Here is a 16,578-nt window from a genome sequence, read left to right on the forward strand (position 1 = left end):
TTATTTGCCGTGAAAATAACAGTCAGACCTTAATTAAAAAAACAATTCATGCCCTATTTAGACAGGAAAAGCCTTTTAAAACAATATATTTCCGAAGAACCTAAAAATCCCTTCAATTGGTATGCATTGGCCTTGGAGATTCAGGAAAATGAGCCAGAAGAAGCAAAATTGATTTTTGAAAAATTATTGCAAGAATTTCCAGACTATTTACCTACCTATTACCAAGCAGCTTTTCTTTTCGATTCGCTTGGTATGCTAGATCAGGCTAAAAAAACTTTTGAAGGAGGTATAAATTTGGCAACAAGCCTCCAGGATCAAAAGGCTATCAAAGAGCTAAAAAATGCTTACCAAAATTTCTTGTTCGAAAATGATTTGGATGAGGAGATTTAAAAAATTTGAAGCAGGGAAAGATTTTTTAAAATTTAAAAAAACATACCAACACTGACTAAAATCATATTTCCAAATTTGTATTAATAACTTATCAATCAGATATTTATGCAAAGCAATCTGATGGTACAATGGCTGTTTCTCATGAGAAAATATACGACTACTTTTTTCCCTTCTTGAAAGAGTCAGGAAAAAAATATCGAAAGACAAGTTTGGTCAAAGCCAAATTAGCCGAACCAGGTCAAGAAGTAATTACAAAGACTTCAGATGGAGTTGAAATTAAATGCAAAGCAACTAAAGGAGATTTATTGATTGAAAATCAAACAAGCACCGGAGAAGTTTACTTGATGAAAGGGGATAAATTTGAGAAGCGTTATCAAATGAAACAAGCCCTAGATAAGGGCTGGGCTGTATACCAGTCCAATTTTCCAATAGAGGCTATCCAACTCGAAACCAAGCATTTAACTGATTTAGGGATAGATTCTGAATTTGAATTTGAAACTCCATGGCAAGACACTATGAAAGCCCTCATAGGTGATTTCATAGTTCTCTCCAGTGATGATTCTGGCTTTTATAGAATTGCTCAAAAGGAGTTCTTGGAGACCTACAAGGAGGTTTAAGGCTTTAACACAATTTTTCCCATTTGCTTACCGGCCTTCATCCGATCAAAAGCTTCGACTGCTTTTTCAAAAGAGAAAACTTGGTCTACAATTGGTTCAATGGATTTTTCATTTACAAATGCCAACATTTGCTCAAAATCCTGATCTGAACCCATGGTACTACCCATGATTTTCAGTTGATTCCAAAAAATCCTTCTGGCTTCCAGTTTTCCGGGATTTCCCAAAGTCGCACCATAAAAAACTATTCTCCCTCCAGGATTAGCCACTTTAATCAGATCATTCAAACTATCGCCAGCGGCACCATCAATGATTAAATCAAATCCACCAGCCTGTTCTAAGGCCTGATCAGTCCAGTTTTCATTTTTGTAATTGAAACCTGCCTTTACGCCTAAACCCAAAGCTTTTTGAATCTTATCCTCACTGCTACTACTCACATGAACCTCTGCTTGAAGACCTATTGCAAACTGTGCCGCAAACTGTGCTACGCCTCCTCCAAAACCAGTAATCAACACTTTTTCACCAGGTTGGCAGTTCCCTTGATAAGTCAATGCCCTAAAGGCTGTTAATCCTGCCAAAGGCAAGGCCGCAGCTGACTCAAAAGTCAAGTGAGAAGGCTTTAGATGTACTCTATCTGCCGGTACGAGCAATTCTTCGGCAAGTGCTCCATTCCCGGGCATTCCCAAAATTTGAAAGTCTTTGGATTGAACTTTTTGATTTTGACCCCAGTTCAATGCGGGATTAATGATCACCTCCTGCCCTACTTCAAGACCCGAAACACCAGCTCCCAATTCCGAAATAACTCCGGCTCCGTCAGAACCTAAGACTACTCCGTTTTTTAAATTAGGATAAAGTCCTTGTCTGCACCATTCATCCCGATGATTCAAAGCAGCTGCCTTAATCTGGATTTTTACCTCTCCTGGTCTAGGACTAAGGGAATTAAGACTTTTTAATTCAATTTTATTCTCTAATTCTCTATTGAGTACAATTCCTTTCATTATTAAAAATCAGTGGGTTTAGAATCCTTATTCAGCAAATCGTCAATATCATCATTTGCTTTACTCTGAAGCTTGATGGTTCTACCCGAATCAAATTCTCCCGCTCCTGTTGATTGAGAAGAGAATTTATTACCATACATCGGTTCTGCCGGCATATGCCCAGGATCAAAATTTCCAAAATTCTCTAAGTCTGTGAACTTGGTGTATTTACCGATGAATCTGAGTTTCACTGTATCCAAAGAACCATTTCTGTGCTTGGCAATAATTACCTCGCCTACTCCTTGGGTTGACATTCCTTCATCTTCAGTGATGCCATAATATTCCGGTCGGTAAAGGAACATAACCATATCCGCATCCTGCTCGATAGCTCCAGATTCCCTCAAATCTGATAGTTGAGGGCGTTTATCTCCTCCTCGTGTTTCCACGGCTCTTGACAACTGAGAAAGGGCAATTACCGGAATAGCGAGCTCTTTAGCGATCTTCTTCAAGGCTCGGGAAATACTCGCAATTTCCTGTTCACGGTTTCCGCCATTTCCGCCTCCTTTGGAGTCACCTGACATCAATTGCAAATAATCGATTACAATCATTTGAATGTCATGTTGCGCTTTCAGCTTTCGGCATTTTGCTCTTAATTCCAAGATGGAAAGAGCCGGAGTGTCGTCAACAAATAAGGGAGCTTTCGAGAGCTTGGCCGTTTTATGAACCAACTGAGCCCATTCATGCTCTGCTAAGGATCCTTTTTTGATTTTTTCAGAGTCCAATTCAGCTTCTGAAGATATCAGACGATTTACTAATTGAACAGATGACATTTCCAGAGAGAAAATGGCTACCGGACGACTATGGTCTACTGCAGCATTTCTTAGAACAGATAGAACGAAAGCCGTTTTACCCATTGCAGGACGAGCTGCGATAATTACCAAATCAGATTTTTGCCATCCTGAAGTAACTCTGTCTAATGCTGTAAATCCGGAGGGAACCCCCGTCAAACCATCTTTTTGATGTTTCTTAGACTCCATTTCAGCGATTGCTTCCCGCATGATAGACTTCATATCCGAATAGTTTTTTCGGATATTTTTCTCAGAAATTTCGAAAAGCGATTGCTCCATTTTATCCAGCAATTCAAAGACGTCGGTGGTATCTTCGAAAGCATCTTTTTGGATCTCTGAAGCTATACTGATCAGTTCACGCTTGATAGCCTGCTCAGTAATAATCCTCGCATGGTATTCAATATTGGCAGCTGAGGCTACTTTTGAGGTTAATTCTGTCACATAAAATGCACCTCCTGCTATTTCCAGAGCACCATTTTTTCTCAATTGAGACGTGACAGTCAATAAATCGATCGGCTGAGAATCGGTGAATAGGTCCAAAATCGCCTGAAAAATAACCTTATGAGCATCCTTGTAAAAAGATTCAACTTTCAGGATGTCAATCACATTGGTTAAGGCATCCTTTTCCAACATCAAGGCTCCCAAAACAGCTTCTTCCAAATCCACAGCCTGAGGAGGTACTTTTCCCAGGTTATTTGGATTATCGAAACTTGGCTTTTTTCGGGTGATTCTAGGGTTATTCGGCTTTTCGGTCATAGAACAAATGTATTCGCTTTAGTTCAAGAGTTTTGAACAAGTTTTCCAATACTTATCAACAAAAATCAATCCGTTTGAAAATCAGCGCTCTTTAAAATGAACACCATTTCTATATCCCCGGAACATACTGCAGAGCAAGGCCCAGGAAAAATGCCAAAGCATTTCGGAAAGTGGGATATTAAAGATTCGAAAACCTAAAATAGGTTCATTCAGCATCCCATAAGTATCCCAGAAATGAGGAAATAATAATTTGAAATTGATCAAATAAATCAAAAATGAAATCCCCAAAGTGGCAAAAGCGGAAATGATGGATATCCTTATCAAATCTGGTCTTTGAGTCCAAATATATACGGATAGACAAAAGAAGGTCAGAAAGGTCACATAGCCTGAATGAATTCCAAGTCCAATGCTGAAAAAGGTTAAACTGGAGCAACCGAGAACAAAAAGGATAAATAAGTCCCGGTTTTTAGGTGGGCTAAATTTTTCCGTATCTACTTCTCTCTTGGTAAAGGCTGAATGTATATAACCTCCAACTCCAAATAGGGCAAAACCAATGATGAAGTCTTCTATGCTCGCTATCCCTTCACCCATGAGTGTTGGAGGTCTCCAATAATCCCTGAAATACCAAACTTCAGCGATCACCCCCATGATTCCGCCGATAAACCCAACTTGAACCATCCCTCTTTTCCAGGGACTTTTCCAATAAACGAATGCCCATGCAAGCATAAATAGCAATGACATTGACAAATAGGCAAATCGGTCCTCGAGCATTTTCACAATCTTATTGAGGCGCGAAATTAACCAAAAACTTAATAGCTCAAAAAAATCATTGATGCATTAACTTTATAAAGCTTTTCCCTTCAAAATCCTTTAAGTTTGAATTTTTAACACTAAACCAACAGCATGAAGAACTATCATTTTATAGCCATTGGAGGAGCTGTAATGCACAATTTGGCTTTAGCTCTTGTAAAGAAGGGATACCAAGTAACGGGTTCAGATGATGAAATTTATGAGCCTTCCAAAAGCAGATTGGCGAAGGCCGGGATATTACCCCAAAAATATGGTTGGTTCCCTGAAAAAATTCATTCTGGCCTAGATGGAATCATTCTAGGAATGCATGCCAGAATAGATAACCCTGAATTGGTTAAGGCGAAAGAATTGGGCATTCCAGTTTTTTCTTTCCCTGAGTTTATATACAATCAGAGCAAAGATAAAAAACGGGTAGTGATCGCTGGGTCTCACGGCAAAACCTCTATCACTTCCATCATCTTGCATGTTCTCAAGGATCAGGGAGTAGAATTTGATTATTTGGTCGGCGCACAAATTGAGGGTTTCGACCTAATGGTTCAACTCTCTAATGCTCCAATAATCATCATTGAAGGCGATGAATATCTTACCTCACCTTTGGATAGAAGACCAAAGTTTTTCCATTACAAGCATGACATCGCCTTGCTTTCTGGTATTGCTTGGGATCATTTCAATGTCTTCCCAGATTTTGAAGAATATAAAGACCAGTTTAAACAACTCATTAATCTCACTCCGGCAGATGGTGAATTGATCTATTGTATTGCTGATCCATTGGTCAATGAAGCAGTAGAAAGCAGTTCAATTCTGGGAAAGAAAACTCCATACGCTGCGCATCCAGCTAAAATTGAGCTGGGAAAAACCTATTTAGAGACCTTGGGAGGACCTGTTCCTGTTCAGATTTTCGGTGAGCACAATCTTCAAAATCTCCATGGTGCAAAAAAGGTATGCGAGTCATTAGGAATCAGTGAGCTGCAGTTTTATCAATCCATTCCTCTCTTCAAAGGAGCAGCAAAAAGAATGGAATTAGTCAAAGAGAAAGAAGACAGAGCCATGTACAGAGATTTTGCTCATGCTCCATCCAAATTAAAAGCAACTGCCAGCGCAGTAAAGAATCAATTTCCTGATAGAAAATTAGTTGCTGTTCAGGAATTACACACCTATTCTTCTTTAAATCAGGACTTTTTACCGAATTATGCTCATACAATGGATACAGCTGATGAGGCAATTATCTATTTAAATCCACATGCGGTAGCCCTCAAAAAGCTGAAGTTGATGGATGAAGAAACCCTGAGAAATGGATTTAAAAGGCAGGATTTACGATTATTTACCGATAGTCAGGAGTTAAAATCGTACCTTTTGAGTCTTGATTATAAGAATACCAACCTGCTTTTGATGAGTTCGGGAAATTATGACAACATGGACTTGGAAGGAATCAAGGCAAAATTTGATTAAAATGAATTTAAACTTAAAAAACTCAATTGCTTTTTTTGATCTGGAAGCTACGGGAACCAATGTAGGAACCGATCGCATCGTTGAAATCTCAATTGTAAAAGTACACCCCAACGGTGGCCAGGATATTTACACTAAAATTGTTAATCCAGGAATTCCAATTCCTCTAGAATCTTCTCTCATTCATGGGATTTATGACAAAGATGTCAAAGGGGAACCTTCTTTTAAGGAATTAGCCAAAGACATACATCAGTTTATAGGACATTCAGACTTAGCCGGCTTTAACGTTCTAAAGTATGACATTCCTTTATTGGTGGAAGAGTTTCTAAGAGCAGGTATAGATTTCGATTTGGATAAAAGAAATCTATTGGATGCGCAGAAGATTTTTCACCTGATGGAAAAGCGTAACCTGACTGCTGCTTATAAATTCTATTGTGGAAGAAAGCTGGAAAATGCGCATAGTGCGGAGGCAGATACACTTGCTACCCTAGACGTATTCCGAGCTCAAGTAGAGAGATATGCCGGTGAAGAAGTAGAAGATTTACAGGGAAATAAACTGGGAGTCTTTGAAAACGACATGAAAAAAATTCACGACTTAGTGAATGAAAAAATGGTAGATCTGGCTGGAAGATTTATTTTTAATTCGGAAGGTGTTGAAATATTCAATTTCGGAAAGCACAAAGGCAAAACGATTGAGCAAGTGTTAAAAGAAGAGCCTGGCTATTATGATTGGATGATGCGAGGAGATTTTCCATTAGATACCAAGCGAAAACTTACTCAGGTGAAATTGAGGGGTTTTGGTGCAAAATAAGAATCAAAAAAGGTAGTGAGTTCCAAAGATGAAAACTCACTACCTTTTTTTATCTATTTATTATAGTACTCCAAGGCTTTAGGCATATTCGCGTTTAATCGCTCTATTCTCCTATCTGGCCCAGGGTGAGTAGATAGAAATTCTGGTGGAGCTTCTCCCCCTGCAGCTGCCATTCTTTCCCAGAATACCGGAGCCTCTCTTGGATCATATCCCGCCATTGCCATGAATATCAAGCCCAATTCATCTGCTTCCAATTCATGCTTTCTGGAGAATTTCAGCATTCCCAATTGACTTCCTATACCTACTGATTGTAGAAAAATCTGTTGCATCAAAGTAGGGTTCTGTCCCATGGCAGCAGAAAACACACTTAATCCCAAATTGGCAACCATCGCATTGGACATACGCTCCCGAGCATGAGAAGCTACAGCATGAGCCACTTCATGGCCCATTACTACGGCAATTCCCAATTCGTCTTGAGTGATTGGTAAAATCCCTGTGTAGTAAGCTACTTTTCCACCAGGCATACACCAAGCATTCACTTGATCAGATTCGATCAGATTGAATTCCCATTCAAAATCATTAACCAATTCTTGATATCCTTCTTGAATCAAAAAGGCCTCTACAGCTTTAGCGACTCTATTTCCAACCTTCACTATCAACTGACCATCCTTGGTATTTGTAAGGAGCTTGCTCTCCTTTTTAACTTGTTCGTATTGTTCATTAACCAAAGGCATAATTTCTTCATGAGAAACCGCAGCCAATTGCCTTCTGCCCGTAATTGGTACTTTGGCACAGGAGTAGACAAAGAACCCTAAAAGAAAAATGACTAGTAGTTTTTTCATAAGTATTAGTTTAAGCTTTACAATAAAATTCAAAAAGGATACCAAGGTTTAAATCAATGGTAAAAATTAGTACTTTAAGTGAAAATTTACATCATGGAAACTGTGAGTACTGCTGCTAATCTACACAAAGAGGCTTTGGAATACCAAAGAAAAATGACCAACCCGATCATCTTTTGGTTTGCAATGTTGGTCAAACTGCCTTCAGCTGTTTTTTGGAGATTAAAAATCAAGACATTGACAGTTGAAAAATGTGAAGTTACTATTCCTTTTTTCTGGAGAAGTCAGAATCCTTTTCGATCCATTTATTTTGCAGCCTTGGCTGGAGCAGCTGAACTAAGTACAGGTGCATTATGTCAATTAGCCCTTGCTGGGAAAGGTAAATTCAGCATGCTGGTAGTGGATTTTCGAGCTGAATACAGTAAAAAAGCAGATACCAAGATCACTTTTTCCTGTGATCAGGGATTGGAGTTGTTTGATTTGATTGAAAAAATGACTGTAGGCGATACCAATCAACTCACCATGATCTCCAAAGGTAAAAACAAAAATGGAAATGAGGTTGCTAGGTTTTATGTCACTTGGTCTTTCAAGCGAAAAGCCTAATAAGAAAGCATAGACTCCAACTCAAAAAATTCAAAAAGGCTTCTTTGCACCCGATCTTTGGACCAATCCAAAAATTCATGTGCTTGATGAAATTGATTGAATTTGATAATCATTTGATCCCATGAAGCCGAATCCAAATCATACTTGATTTTCAATTCCTGCTTAATTGAATCAGATTCAATAATCTCATAATACCCTGCCCTTCTAGCATGCCATATTTTTTTTCGCTCATATTCCCTAGCCAAACGCGCCTTTTTGGTAAAATATGAAATTGGTCCACTGATGGTAATTCCACCATTTGGATCATCGCTTTTCGTTCCCACGAGAACCTCACCTTTTCTAGATGGCAATTCTTCTTCATTTTCATCTCTCAATACCAATCTCCCATCTTTGAAGCGATAGGAATAAGGCTTCTCCCTTACTTCAAAAGTCGGCAGAAAACGGGCTTTATCCTGTAACTCAATCAAGAAATAGCGCTCAGCCGAAAGCACCTTTTTTTGACTGATAAATCCGGGAAAACTTATTAATATAGAATCACCTGGAAATGCCTTTACTGAGAAGTAACCTCTTGAATTTGACAGTGAGTTATCGTCTTTACCGATGAGCTCAACTTTCACTCCCTCTAAATAGGCCTTATCATTGCTATCCAGAATATTTCCAGAATAGGTGATTTGAGCGCTTGCTGAAAAGCTTAGCAACAGAAAGACAAGAAGGGATAAAATTCTCACCTTGAAAAGTAAATAGGTCCTCTCGATTTCTGAAAAATTGAGGGTTAAAAGTCCTTAATCCTTACTTAATTTCCAATAACATGTCTGTTCCTAAAAACTCCGGGGTTTCCGTTCTGTACCAAGATCTGTTGGTTGGAATTTTCAAGCCATTGTGTTCAGTAAGTCCTTCCAAATAAATGATTTCCCCTTTTTTTGTTGTCTCATCCTGATAGAATTTATAAGCTTCCATGGCATAAGTTTGAGGGTCTAGGTAGAAATACCAAACGTCCTTTTCATAAGGAACCCTCACTACCAGATAAGATTTACCATTCAATTCTTCTTGCGTAACCTTATCATCGATTTGTTTTCCAGGGTCTTGCAATTTCATAGGTAATCCCCATAGATAAGTATAATAGTTTCTCATACGGAAAGCTCTTTCAGCTTCAATTTCTCCTTCAAATACCTGAATTGAATCATTCCAAACCAAATAATGAAGCCCTTCTATTCGGTAAACCATTTTGGATAAGTTATTCTCGAAGGATACTTCATAAAACCTGGAGTCTCTTCCTGCAGGAAGGCTATCCTGAATCACTAAAGTGCTCTTAAAATTTTTCCATTGATCCTTCGGATCATGAAACTCAATACTTTTCTTAATCAATTCATTTCCAGTTAATTCCATATTACTCTTTGTGCTACAAGAAAAAATAGAAATGATAAATATGAATGAGAATAAAAACCGCATGACCTTTTTTTTACTAATCTACTTATTTTGGTGAGATGAATCAGCTTTTGACCAGAATAGCACCAACTCCAAGTGGGTATTTGCATTTAGGAAATGCCTATTCTTTTTTAGTCACGAAGGCAATCGCTGAGAAATTTGGAGCAAAAATCCTCTTGAGAATTGATGACTTGGATAGAGATCGATTCAGAGAAGAATACGTTCAGGATATTTTTGATTGCTTGGACTTTCTGGGAATCAATATTGATCAAGGGCCTAGGAACTTGCAAGATTTTCATCAAGAATGGTCACAAATTCACCGATTTGGGCTTTATGAGCAAGCATTGGAAAAATTGAGAGTGGACAAAAAGGTCTTTGCATGCACTTGTTCCAGAAAGAAAATCAGCCAATTAGATTCCTCCGGTTATTATTTGGGACATTGCCTGGATCGAAAAATACCTTTACAAAGACCTGAAGTAGCCTGGCGACTGGATACTTTAGACGCTGATCTGATCAAATTAAAAGACATTCATGATCGCATGCATTTCGAGGTGATTCCAGAAGATGTAGCCTTCTTTGTTGTTAGAAAAAAAGACCGACTTCCCTCCTACCAATTAACTTCTTTAATTGATGACATCCATTTTGGAGTTAATCTGATTGTTAGGGGAAAAGACTTGTATTCGTCCAGTATCGCTCAAACTTATCTAGCAGAGCAGTTGAATCTAGCCGCTTTTCAAGAGAGTCGATTTTTTCATCATGAGTTAATGAAAGGACCCAAAAAGAAAAAGCTTTCTAAAACCGATGGGGCTACATCTATCAAACAGCTTAGAAAGGATGGAAAGTCACTCAATCAGGTAATAGAAATGATTGGGGACTATCTGGGTAAACCTTTTCAAAATTACGATGACATCAAAAAAACAATCTCCTGAACGTCATCAACATCCAGGAGATTGAATTCTTAGAAGCCAAAAAAAGACTTTAGGATATCCCGATTAGATCAATCATGTAAGTAATATTCCTTTGATGAAGCGAGGCCAATGCACCTGAACTTATTGGTGGAAACTTACACTTTTTCGATTTTCACTTATCCTTCAGCCTTTTTTCAATTATTTATATTTGGCAGGCATATTTGGGGCTACCATAGATTTTTGAATGAATTGGCGGATATCTTCATTGGAAGTAGCCAAATCCTCAGCTCTCAAGTACATCATATGTCCAGATCTATAGCCTTTAAAGGAGAGTCTATCTGACATCTTGCCATTAGGGTCTATATGCCAAAGGCTATATTTTGCATTAAAGAAATCAGTACCGCCATCAAAATATCCGGATTGAACCATCACGTGCAAATAAGGATTTTGACGCATTGCCTGGCCTAGATCATAGCCCGTATTTTCATTAGATCTGTCCCAAGGGTGAACAGGCCCGAAAAGATTATAAGTAAGGTCTGATTTGAAACCCAATACGTTTCTTGCATAAATATTAAATGCAGGTGCAAAAGCATGATTCCAGCTAGTCAAGGCAGGATCAAAATCGTAGCGATCCCCAGCTTCCATTCTGTCAAAACCCTTATATCTACTGTCTAATCTACCAACAGTCATTCCTTCTTCTCTCAATAGTTCTTTCCAGAAGAAGCTGGTTGGAACCATCAAATTATGGTCAAGAATTACTTCTTTATTCAAACCTGAATAACGGGACATTTGTGTGGCAATTGCATCTCTTTCTTGTGCAGAAAGACTTCCTCCTTTCACCATAGCAGGAAGTACTTTTTCAATGGTGTATTTTTCTACTTCCGGTAAAATCTCATCTAAATCCTTGCTCTGAAGATCAGCAGGAAGCTGACCATGATACCAAGCGGTTGCTGCATAATAAGGCAGATAGTTAGCCATTTTCACTGGCCCTCCTCTGTCAATCCCCATATCAGTAGGTGAAACAAGGATCACCCCATTAAAATACATCCAATGAGCATTTTGTAATTGAGAAACCAAGCCAGCTACACGTGTGGTACCATAGCTCTCTCCTATTAAATACTTGGGAGAAGCCCATCTATTTTGTCTAGTCACAAAAGTATTTACCCAATCAGCTAAATACTTGATGTCAGAGTTGATTCCAAAAAAGGTAGATCTTGGAGTCTCAGAGTTCAAAATACGGGAATATCCTGTATTAACCGGGTCTACATAGACTATGTCGGCTACATCCAAGATCGAATGAGGATTGGATCTTGTACCATAAGGTTGCACTGGATAACCCTCATCATCAATATTCAATAATACAGGCCCTGTATAAGCCAAATGCATCCAAATAGAAGCTGAGCCTGGACCACCGTTGAAAGAGATCACCAAAGGGCGGGTTGCTTTGTTGGTGACATCAGTTCGCTCGTAATAGGTGTAAAACAAGGAAGCTATAGGCTCTCCATTATCGTCCCATACAGGCTGAGTACCCGCAGTGGATTTATATGGCACCCTTTTTCCTTTGATGGTGACTTCATGTGTTTTTTCTACAGAGGTTTCAACAGGCAGTTTGCGTGACTCCTGAGCCATCGTCAGGGAATAGCAAAGCATGAATGCCAATGAAAGGTAAATTTTTCTCATGAGTTTAGTGATTTAGATAGAAATCTAAGAGGAATGATAAAATATAGCAGATGCTTTTACACCAGTGGGCTATCCTTTACTTTCACTTACCAATTTAGCGATAACTACAGCTGGATATAAAATCCCAACTGTGCTCAAAAACACAGAAAGCATTTTAGACATGATATTCACAGGATACAAATCTCCAAACCCCACTGTGGTGAGGGATACCAAACTGAAATAAATATACTGAGCATAATCATCATCCAACCCTTGCAGATCCAGTTCACCTGAAATACTATTCCCTACTGTCAGATGGATAATTTCAAAAACAAAAGCCCCTAGTAAGGCCACACACAAATACACATTAATTGCACCAATGACTCTATAAACATTAATCTCCCTATCCCTAAATAAGAGCCTGATGTTCAGAAATATAAATATGGACATATTCAGTATACCTACAATTCTTTCTGTAAGGTAAAACTGAACTGGCAGGTCCGAAAACCTGAGAATCCTAAGTGTTAGTTGTGTGAAGAATAATAAGGCCGTAAAAATTATGAGGTATCTTTGAGTGGATGACCAAATCCCGGTAAAGAATAAAAAAAGAAATACCAAGTTCACGAATATCATCTCCACATGACCATATTCAATTAATATAGGGAGAATGAAAATGGTAAACAGTAGAATCAGCAAAAGCAAGCCAAAACTACCGTCAGTCAACCAATATTCGGTAAAATTGGTAAATACTCTTCTAAGTGTCCTTTTTTTAAAATCTTTTACTTCCTGAAAACTTTCTTTCATTACACTTCAATAAATCCCTGAAGAACAGCGACTGCTTTTCCTCTTAATATTACTCGATCATCGTGTTTTTCCAAAAATAATTTTCCACCTCTTTTACTAGCCTGATATGCTTTCAACTGCATCTTACCAGTTTTTTGATACCAAAAATCCATCAAAGCGCAGTGTGCAAAGCCAGTGACAGGATCCTCAGGTACTCCCACGTTGGGTCCAAAAAACCTGGAAACAATGTCAAAGTCTTCATTCCCTGCGGCGGTAATGATAAAGCCTTCTTCGCTGTGAGCTGCAATTTCCATAAAATCAGGCTTAAGTCTTTTTACAGCCTCTGCTGACTCCAGTTCAAAAATCCAATTCTTTCTTAATTGTGCAGCGGATATGATCTTTTCTCCAAATAATTCACTTTTAAAATGTGGATGCAGATCTTCAAAAGTTGGGATCAAAGGAAAATTCATTTCCAATCCATCCTCATTTCCTATTACTCTCAATTCACCACTTAAAGTGTGAAAATGAATCGTTTCTCCTGCCTCGGCCCAACCTTTTTGAAGCATCCAAAATGAAGATGCCAATGTAGCGTGCCCACATAGATCAATTTCCAAAGTAGGAGTAAACCAGCGTAGGGAAAAATGATTGGGGTTATCTGTTCGCTGCACGAAGGCAGTTTCACTCAGATTCATCTCCATCGCTATGGACTGCATCAACTCTTTTTCTAATGGTTCATCCAGCAAGCATACACCCGCTGGATTGCCTGAAAAAGCCTTTTCAGTAAATGCGTCTACAACAGCTATCTCTAATCTCATCAGTATCTTTCTTTTAGAATATTCAAATGGTGAATGAAATGTCCAGGAATAATCCAAAACAAGGCTCTCGGAGTGATGGTGTTTCCATTCGCTTCGCCTCTAAAATCCAAGACATCTTCACGAAGTGTTTGAACCAAAGTCATCAAGGCTCTTCTTTGAGCTTCAAAGTCTTTGATTAGTAAGTCAGCTTGAACCGAACCAAAGCGGGCATTCAATACATAAGGATCCTGATCAAAACCCGGTAAAGCTGATTTTTCACCTCTCGCAAAACACAATGCCCGAAAAGTCATAATTCTTTCTGTATCTATAACATGACCCAGGACTTCTTTGGGTGACCATTTTCCACTTTGGTAAGGATGGTCAGACCAATTTTCACGTTTGGATGCAAATAAGCTTTTCAAGTCCTCAATTTGACTTTCCACCAACTCGCAAAAAGGAGTTTCGGGAACCAAGTCAATATAAGTCGAATAATAAGCAGGGTATTCGCCTTTGTTAGGAAGTAAGAAGGTGTTCATGTAAAATTATGCTGTTATTTTAAAGTCTGAGGGTAAATTTAGGCTTAAGCAATTAATCAACCTTACCATGCGTAAAATTTTATACACCCTACTGTTGGGGATTTTTTCCCAGCAGATCATTGCACAAACATTAATCATCCGAAATCCTGAAATAGACCAAATGGTACAGGAAATTTCTGCGGATACTTTGGAGTCCTATGTGAGAAAACTAGCTTCATTTAACTCCAGACACACATTAAATACCGATGCTGTAAATGGAATGCCTGCTGCTCAGAACTGGGTACTTTCTAAATTTAATCAATTTGCCAAAAACTCATCAGGTAGAATGAGTGCAGAAATCGAGCGTTTTACAATTCCTGCTGATGGAAGAAGAATAGAAAAGGACTCCCCTGCTGCTAATGTGGTGGCTACAATAAAAGGCACAGATCCAAACGATAACAGGATATTTATCATCTCCGCCCATATGGATTCACGAAATAAAAATGTGATGGATCCCGATAATCAGGCTCCTGGAGCCAATGATGATGGAAGCGGTACTGCGGCTGTGATTGAATTGGCAAGAATCATGGCTTCACATTCTTTTCCTACCACCATCAAATTTGTGGCATTTACAGGGGAAGAGCAAGGTCTTAAGGGTGCAACCTACATGTCGGATAAAGCCAAAGAAGAAGGTTGGAATATCGCTGCAGTACTCAATAATGATATTGTAGGGAATAGTGAATCATCCGGAACATTGATCAAAGACAATCTCAAAATGAGAGTTTTTTCAGAAACTATTCCGGTGGCTGAAACTGAAAGAGAAGCTTCCATCAGAAGATATACTGGTTCGGATAATGACTCTGACTCCAGACTTCTAGCAAGATATATCAAGGAGCTTGGTGAAAGATATGTGGACCAATTTGAAGTTAAATTGATTTACAGAGCCGATAGATTCTTAAGAGGTGGAGATCAGACAGCTTTTGCCAGAAACGGTTTTACCGCTGTTAGAATGTCGGAAATGAATGAAAACTTCTACTATCAGCATGAAAATGTCCGTGTTGAAGATGGTATACAATATGGTGATTTGCCTGAGTTTATGGATTTTGAATATTTAAGAAAGGTTTCAGGAGTTAATTTAGCGTCCTTAGCAACCTTGGCCCATTCAGCCGGAAAACCAGAAAATGTGAGAATTGATGTGAGAGGATTGAGTAACCATTCCATCTTATTATGGGAAGCTCCGAAAGTTGGAAAAGTTAAGGGTTACTATGTCTTGATGCGTGAAACCTCCTCCCCCGTTTGGGAAAAGAAATTTTTCACTACAGACACAAATTTAACCTTACCATACTCCAAGGATAATTATTTCTTCGCTGTACAGTCTGTTTCCGAATACGGTGCTGAAGGATTACCTGTATTTCCATCTCCTTTGACCAGATAAAGGGGAAATTGAAATGCGATATAGAACCTATTTAATTAAATCAATTCTAAATTTCTTGTAAAAAAGCAATTTTGGAACCTTGGTTCCTAGAAATGGTTAATTTGGTATAAATAACATCGCTATGAAACAAAAGGAAATAGTCACATTGCAGCGTTCCTTGCTGCACGACACAGAAGCATTACTGAACAAGCAGATTGAGATGGAGGGTAAATCCTCTGCCTACTATCTATCAATGGCATCTTGGTGTCATATGATGGGTTACGAGAATGCTGCAAAGTATCTTTATACCCATGCTGATGAAGAAAGATTGCACATGATGAAAATCTTTCAATATGTGAATGAGGCAGGAGGACATGCTATCCAACCCGAGATTACTGGAATCAGAAATCATTTCAATTCCTTGAGAGAAATCTTCGAATTGATTTTGGAACATGAAATCAAAGTGACCAAATCTATCAATTCGATTGTAGATCATGCCTTTTCTGCTAAAGACTTCGCCACTTTCAGCTTTATGCAATGGTACGTAACTGAGCAAAGAGAAGAAGAAACCATGTCCAGAAGAGCATTAGAGCTATTCGATATTATTGGAGAGGAAGGAATTGGTTTGTGGACCATTGATCAAGAACTGGGAAAACTTCACGCAGCAGCGCATGCGGGTGAGTAATTAATCACTGATAAAAAGATAAAAGCGACCCAATGGTCGCTTTTTTTTTATTAAGCAAGGCATATTTAAAAGCCATATTTAATTTTAAATAAATACATAAGACTAATAAACCCCTAGTAAAACATTGTTTCTTCGCTTTTTAAGCCAATATTTTTAATAAAATTCATTTTTTTAGAAGGTTCAAAATATAGCTCTAGTAAAAACAAATAATCTTAAATATCAACTTTAGAACCATTTGCATTTTTTGCCAAAATAGCCAGTCATTGTACTTAATTTCTGTTTCACGAAGGACTAAATGAGA

18 protein-coding genes are annotated in these 16,578 nt (G+C 38.5%); 8 read left to right on the forward strand and 10 right to left on the reverse strand.

The features are described 5' to 3' along the window. Positions 1-48: 48 nt before the first annotated feature. Positions 49-390 (forward strand): tetratricopeptide repeat protein, encoded by a 342-nt coding sequence (locus tag B2906_RS05175; RefSeq protein WP_144602326.1) that lies wholly within the window; start codon positions 49-51, stop codon positions 388-390. Positions 391-518: 128 nt separating this feature from the next. Next, complete coding sequence (locus tag B2906_RS05180) at positions 519-1,007, forward strand: hypothetical protein (protein ID WP_286935816.1); 489 nt, start codon at positions 519-521, stop codon at positions 1,005-1,007. On the opposite strand, the gene B2906_RS05185 is transcribed toward B2906_RS05180, so the two are convergent. From B2906_RS05185 to B2906_RS05195, 3 genes are all read right to left on the reverse strand, one after another. Continuing rightward, a complete protein-coding gene (locus B2906_RS05185) occupies positions 1,004-2,002 on the reverse strand; it encodes a quinone oxidoreductase family protein (RefSeq protein WP_286935817.1) in 999 nt (332 codons plus the stop codon). The two genes, B2906_RS05180 and B2906_RS05185, sit on opposite strands and share 4 nt — an antisense overlap. Before the next feature lie 2 nt (positions 2,003-2,004). After that, positions 2,005-3,585, reverse strand: coding sequence for a replicative DNA helicase (dnaB, locus tag B2906_RS05190; RefSeq protein WP_286935818.1), 1,581 nt, complete (start codon positions 3,583-3,585; stop codon positions 2,005-2,007). 81 nt (positions 3,586-3,666) lie between these two features. Beyond that, complete coding sequence (locus tag B2906_RS05195) at positions 3,667-4,356, reverse strand: lycopene cyclase domain-containing protein (RefSeq protein ID WP_286935819.1); 690 nt, start codon at positions 4,354-4,356, stop codon at positions 3,667-3,669. 132 nt (positions 4,357-4,488) lie between these two features. Here B2906_RS05195 and B2906_RS05200 point away from each other — a divergent pair, with 132 nt between their 5' ends. After that, the gene (locus tag B2906_RS05200; protein ID WP_286935820.1) at positions 4,489-5,844 is read left to right on the forward strand and encodes a UDP-N-acetylmuramate--L-alanine ligase; all 1,356 of its coding nucleotides are present in this window, start codon (positions 4,489-4,491) and stop codon (positions 5,842-5,844) included. A 1-nt stretch (position 5,845) separates the two neighbouring features. Continuing rightward, a complete protein-coding gene (locus tag B2906_RS05205) occupies positions 5,846-6,652 on the forward strand; it encodes a 3'-5' exonuclease (protein WP_091650943.1) in 807 nt (268 codons plus the stop codon). A 53-nt stretch (positions 6,653-6,705) separates the two neighbouring features. On the opposite strand, the gene B2906_RS05210 is transcribed toward B2906_RS05205, so the two are convergent. Beyond that, positions 6,706-7,494: a M48 family metallopeptidase gene (locus tag B2906_RS05210; RefSeq protein ID WP_219958959.1), complete on the reverse strand. Its 789-nt coding sequence runs from the start codon at positions 7,492-7,494 to the stop codon at positions 6,706-6,708. Between the two features lie 93 nt (positions 7,495-7,587). Here B2906_RS05210 and B2906_RS05215 point away from each other — a divergent pair, with 93 nt between their 5' ends. After that, entirely contained in the window at positions 7,588-8,094 is a 507-nt protein-coding gene (locus B2906_RS05215; RefSeq protein WP_286935821.1) for a DUF4442 domain-containing protein, read from the forward strand. Here the strand turns inward: B2906_RS05215 and B2906_RS05220 are convergent. Beyond that, entirely contained in the window at positions 8,091-8,822 is a 732-nt protein-coding gene (locus tag B2906_RS05220; RefSeq protein ID WP_286935822.1) for a hypothetical protein, read from the reverse strand. The genes B2906_RS05215 and B2906_RS05220 overlap by 4 nt on opposite strands. 61 nt (positions 8,823-8,883) lie before the next feature. Next, positions 8,884-9,480 carry a DUF6503 family protein gene (locus B2906_RS05225; RefSeq protein WP_339815758.1) on the reverse strand — a complete coding sequence of 199 codons (597 nt, stop codon included), beginning with the start codon at positions 9,478-9,480 and terminating at the stop codon, positions 8,884-8,886. A gap of 98 nt (positions 9,481-9,578) precedes the next feature. Between B2906_RS05225 and B2906_RS05230 the strand changes: the two genes are divergently transcribed. Then, the gene (locus B2906_RS05230; protein ID WP_286935824.1) at positions 9,579-10,448 is read left to right on the forward strand and encodes a glutamate--tRNA ligase family protein; all 870 of its coding nucleotides are present in this window, start codon (positions 9,579-9,581) and stop codon (positions 10,446-10,448) included. A 177-nt stretch (positions 10,449-10,625) separates the two neighbouring features. Here the strand turns inward: B2906_RS05230 and B2906_RS05235 are convergent, their stop codons facing one another. The 4 genes from B2906_RS05235 to B2906_RS05250 form a co-directional block, all read right to left on the reverse strand. Further along, positions 10,626-12,107 (reverse strand): S10 family peptidase, encoded by a 1,482-nt coding sequence (locus B2906_RS05235; protein ID WP_286935825.1) that lies wholly within the window; start codon positions 12,105-12,107, stop codon positions 10,626-10,628. A gap of 69 nt (positions 12,108-12,176) precedes the next feature. Continuing rightward, positions 12,177-12,890, reverse strand: coding sequence for a potassium channel family protein (locus B2906_RS05240; RefSeq protein WP_286935826.1), 714 nt, complete (start codon positions 12,888-12,890; stop codon positions 12,177-12,179). Beyond that, complete coding sequence (locus tag B2906_RS05245) at positions 12,890-13,684, reverse strand: PhzF family phenazine biosynthesis protein (RefSeq protein ID WP_286935827.1); 795 nt, start codon at positions 13,682-13,684, stop codon at positions 12,890-12,892. The genes B2906_RS05240 and B2906_RS05245 overlap by 1 nt, the downstream gene beginning before the upstream one ends. After that, the gene (locus tag B2906_RS05250; protein WP_286935828.1) at positions 13,684-14,199 is read right to left on the reverse strand and encodes a DinB family protein; all 516 of its coding nucleotides are present in this window, start codon (positions 14,197-14,199) and stop codon (positions 13,684-13,686) included. Before B2906_RS05250 ends, B2906_RS05245 begins: the two co-directional genes overlap by 1 nt. 67 nt (positions 14,200-14,266) lie before the next feature. On the opposite strand from B2906_RS05250, the gene B2906_RS05255 reads away from it, so the two are divergent. After that, positions 14,267-15,613, forward strand: a complete 1,347-nt coding sequence (locus tag B2906_RS05255; protein WP_286935829.1) for a M28 family metallopeptidase — start codon at positions 14,267-14,269, stop codon at positions 15,611-15,613. Between the two features lie 121 nt (positions 15,614-15,734). Then, positions 15,735-16,277, forward strand: coding sequence for a ferritin (locus B2906_RS05260; protein ID WP_091650506.1), 543 nt, complete (start codon positions 15,735-15,737; stop codon positions 16,275-16,277). Positions 16,278-16,578 lie beyond the last annotated feature (301 nt).

The organism is Algoriphagus sp. UBA3586 (assembly GCF_002376385.1).
Lineage (GTDB): Bacteria > Bacteroidota > Bacteroidia > Cytophagales > Cyclobacteriaceae > Algoriphagus > Algoriphagus ornithinivorans.

Bases quoted from the DNA above. Each gene is read 5' to 3' on its own strand.
- B2906_RS05185 (WP_286935817.1), bottom strand. From the start codon at position 2,002: ATGAAAGGAATTGTACTCAATAGAGAATTAGAGAATAAAATTGAATTA.
- B2906_RS05245 (WP_286935827.1), bottom strand. From the start codon at position 13,684: ATGAGATTAGAGATAGCTGTTGTAGACGCATTTACTGAAAAGGCTTTT.
- B2906_RS05215 (WP_286935821.1), top strand. From the start codon at position 7,588: ATGGAAACTGTGAGTACTGCTGCTAATCTACACAAAGAGGCTTTGGAA.
- B2906_RS05235 (WP_286935825.1), bottom strand. From the start codon at position 12,107: ATGAGAAAAATTTACCTTTCATTGGCATTCATGCTTTGCTATTCCCTG.
- B2906_RS05200 (WP_286935820.1), top strand. From the start codon at position 4,489: ATGAAGAACTATCATTTTATAGCCATTGGAGGAGCTGTAATGCACAAT.
- dnaB (WP_286935818.1), bottom strand. From the start codon at position 3,585: ATGACCGAAAAGCCGAATAACCCTAGAATCACCCGAAAAAAGCCAAGT.
- B2906_RS05210 (WP_219958959.1), bottom strand. From the start codon at position 7,494: ATGAAAAAACTACTAGTCATTTTTCTTTTAGGGTTCTTTGTCTACTCC.
- B2906_RS05230 (WP_286935824.1), top strand. From the start codon at position 9,579: ATGAATCAGCTTTTGACCAGAATAGCACCAACTCCAAGTGGGTATTTG.
- B2906_RS05255 (WP_286935829.1), top strand. From the start codon at position 14,267: ATGCGTAAAATTTTATACACCCTACTGTTGGGGATTTTTTCCCAGCAG.
- B2906_RS05195 (WP_286935819.1), bottom strand. From the start codon at position 4,356: ATGCTCGAGGACCGATTTGCCTATTTGTCAATGTCATTGCTATTTATG.
- B2906_RS05180 (WP_286935816.1), top strand. From the start codon at position 519: ATGGCTGTTTCTCATGAGAAAATATACGACTACTTTTTTCCCTTCTTG.
- B2906_RS05260 (WP_091650506.1), top strand. From the start codon at position 15,735: ATGAAACAAAAGGAAATAGTCACATTGCAGCGTTCCTTGCTGCACGAC.
- B2906_RS05225 (WP_339815758.1), bottom strand. From the start codon at position 9,480: ATGGAATTAACTGGAAATGAATTGATTAAGAAAAGTATTGAGTTTCAT.
- B2906_RS05205 (WP_091650943.1), top strand. From the start codon at position 5,846: ATGAATTTAAACTTAAAAAACTCAATTGCTTTTTTTGATCTGGAAGCT.
- B2906_RS05250 (WP_286935828.1), bottom strand. From the start codon at position 14,199: ATGAACACCTTCTTACTTCCTAACAAAGGCGAATACCCTGCTTATTAT.
- B2906_RS05240 (WP_286935826.1), bottom strand. From the start codon at position 12,890: ATGAAAGAAAGTTTTCAGGAAGTAAAAGATTTTAAAAAAAGGACACTT.
- B2906_RS05175 (WP_144602326.1), top strand. From the start codon at position 49: ATGCCCTATTTAGACAGGAAAAGCCTTTTAAAACAATATATTTCCGAA.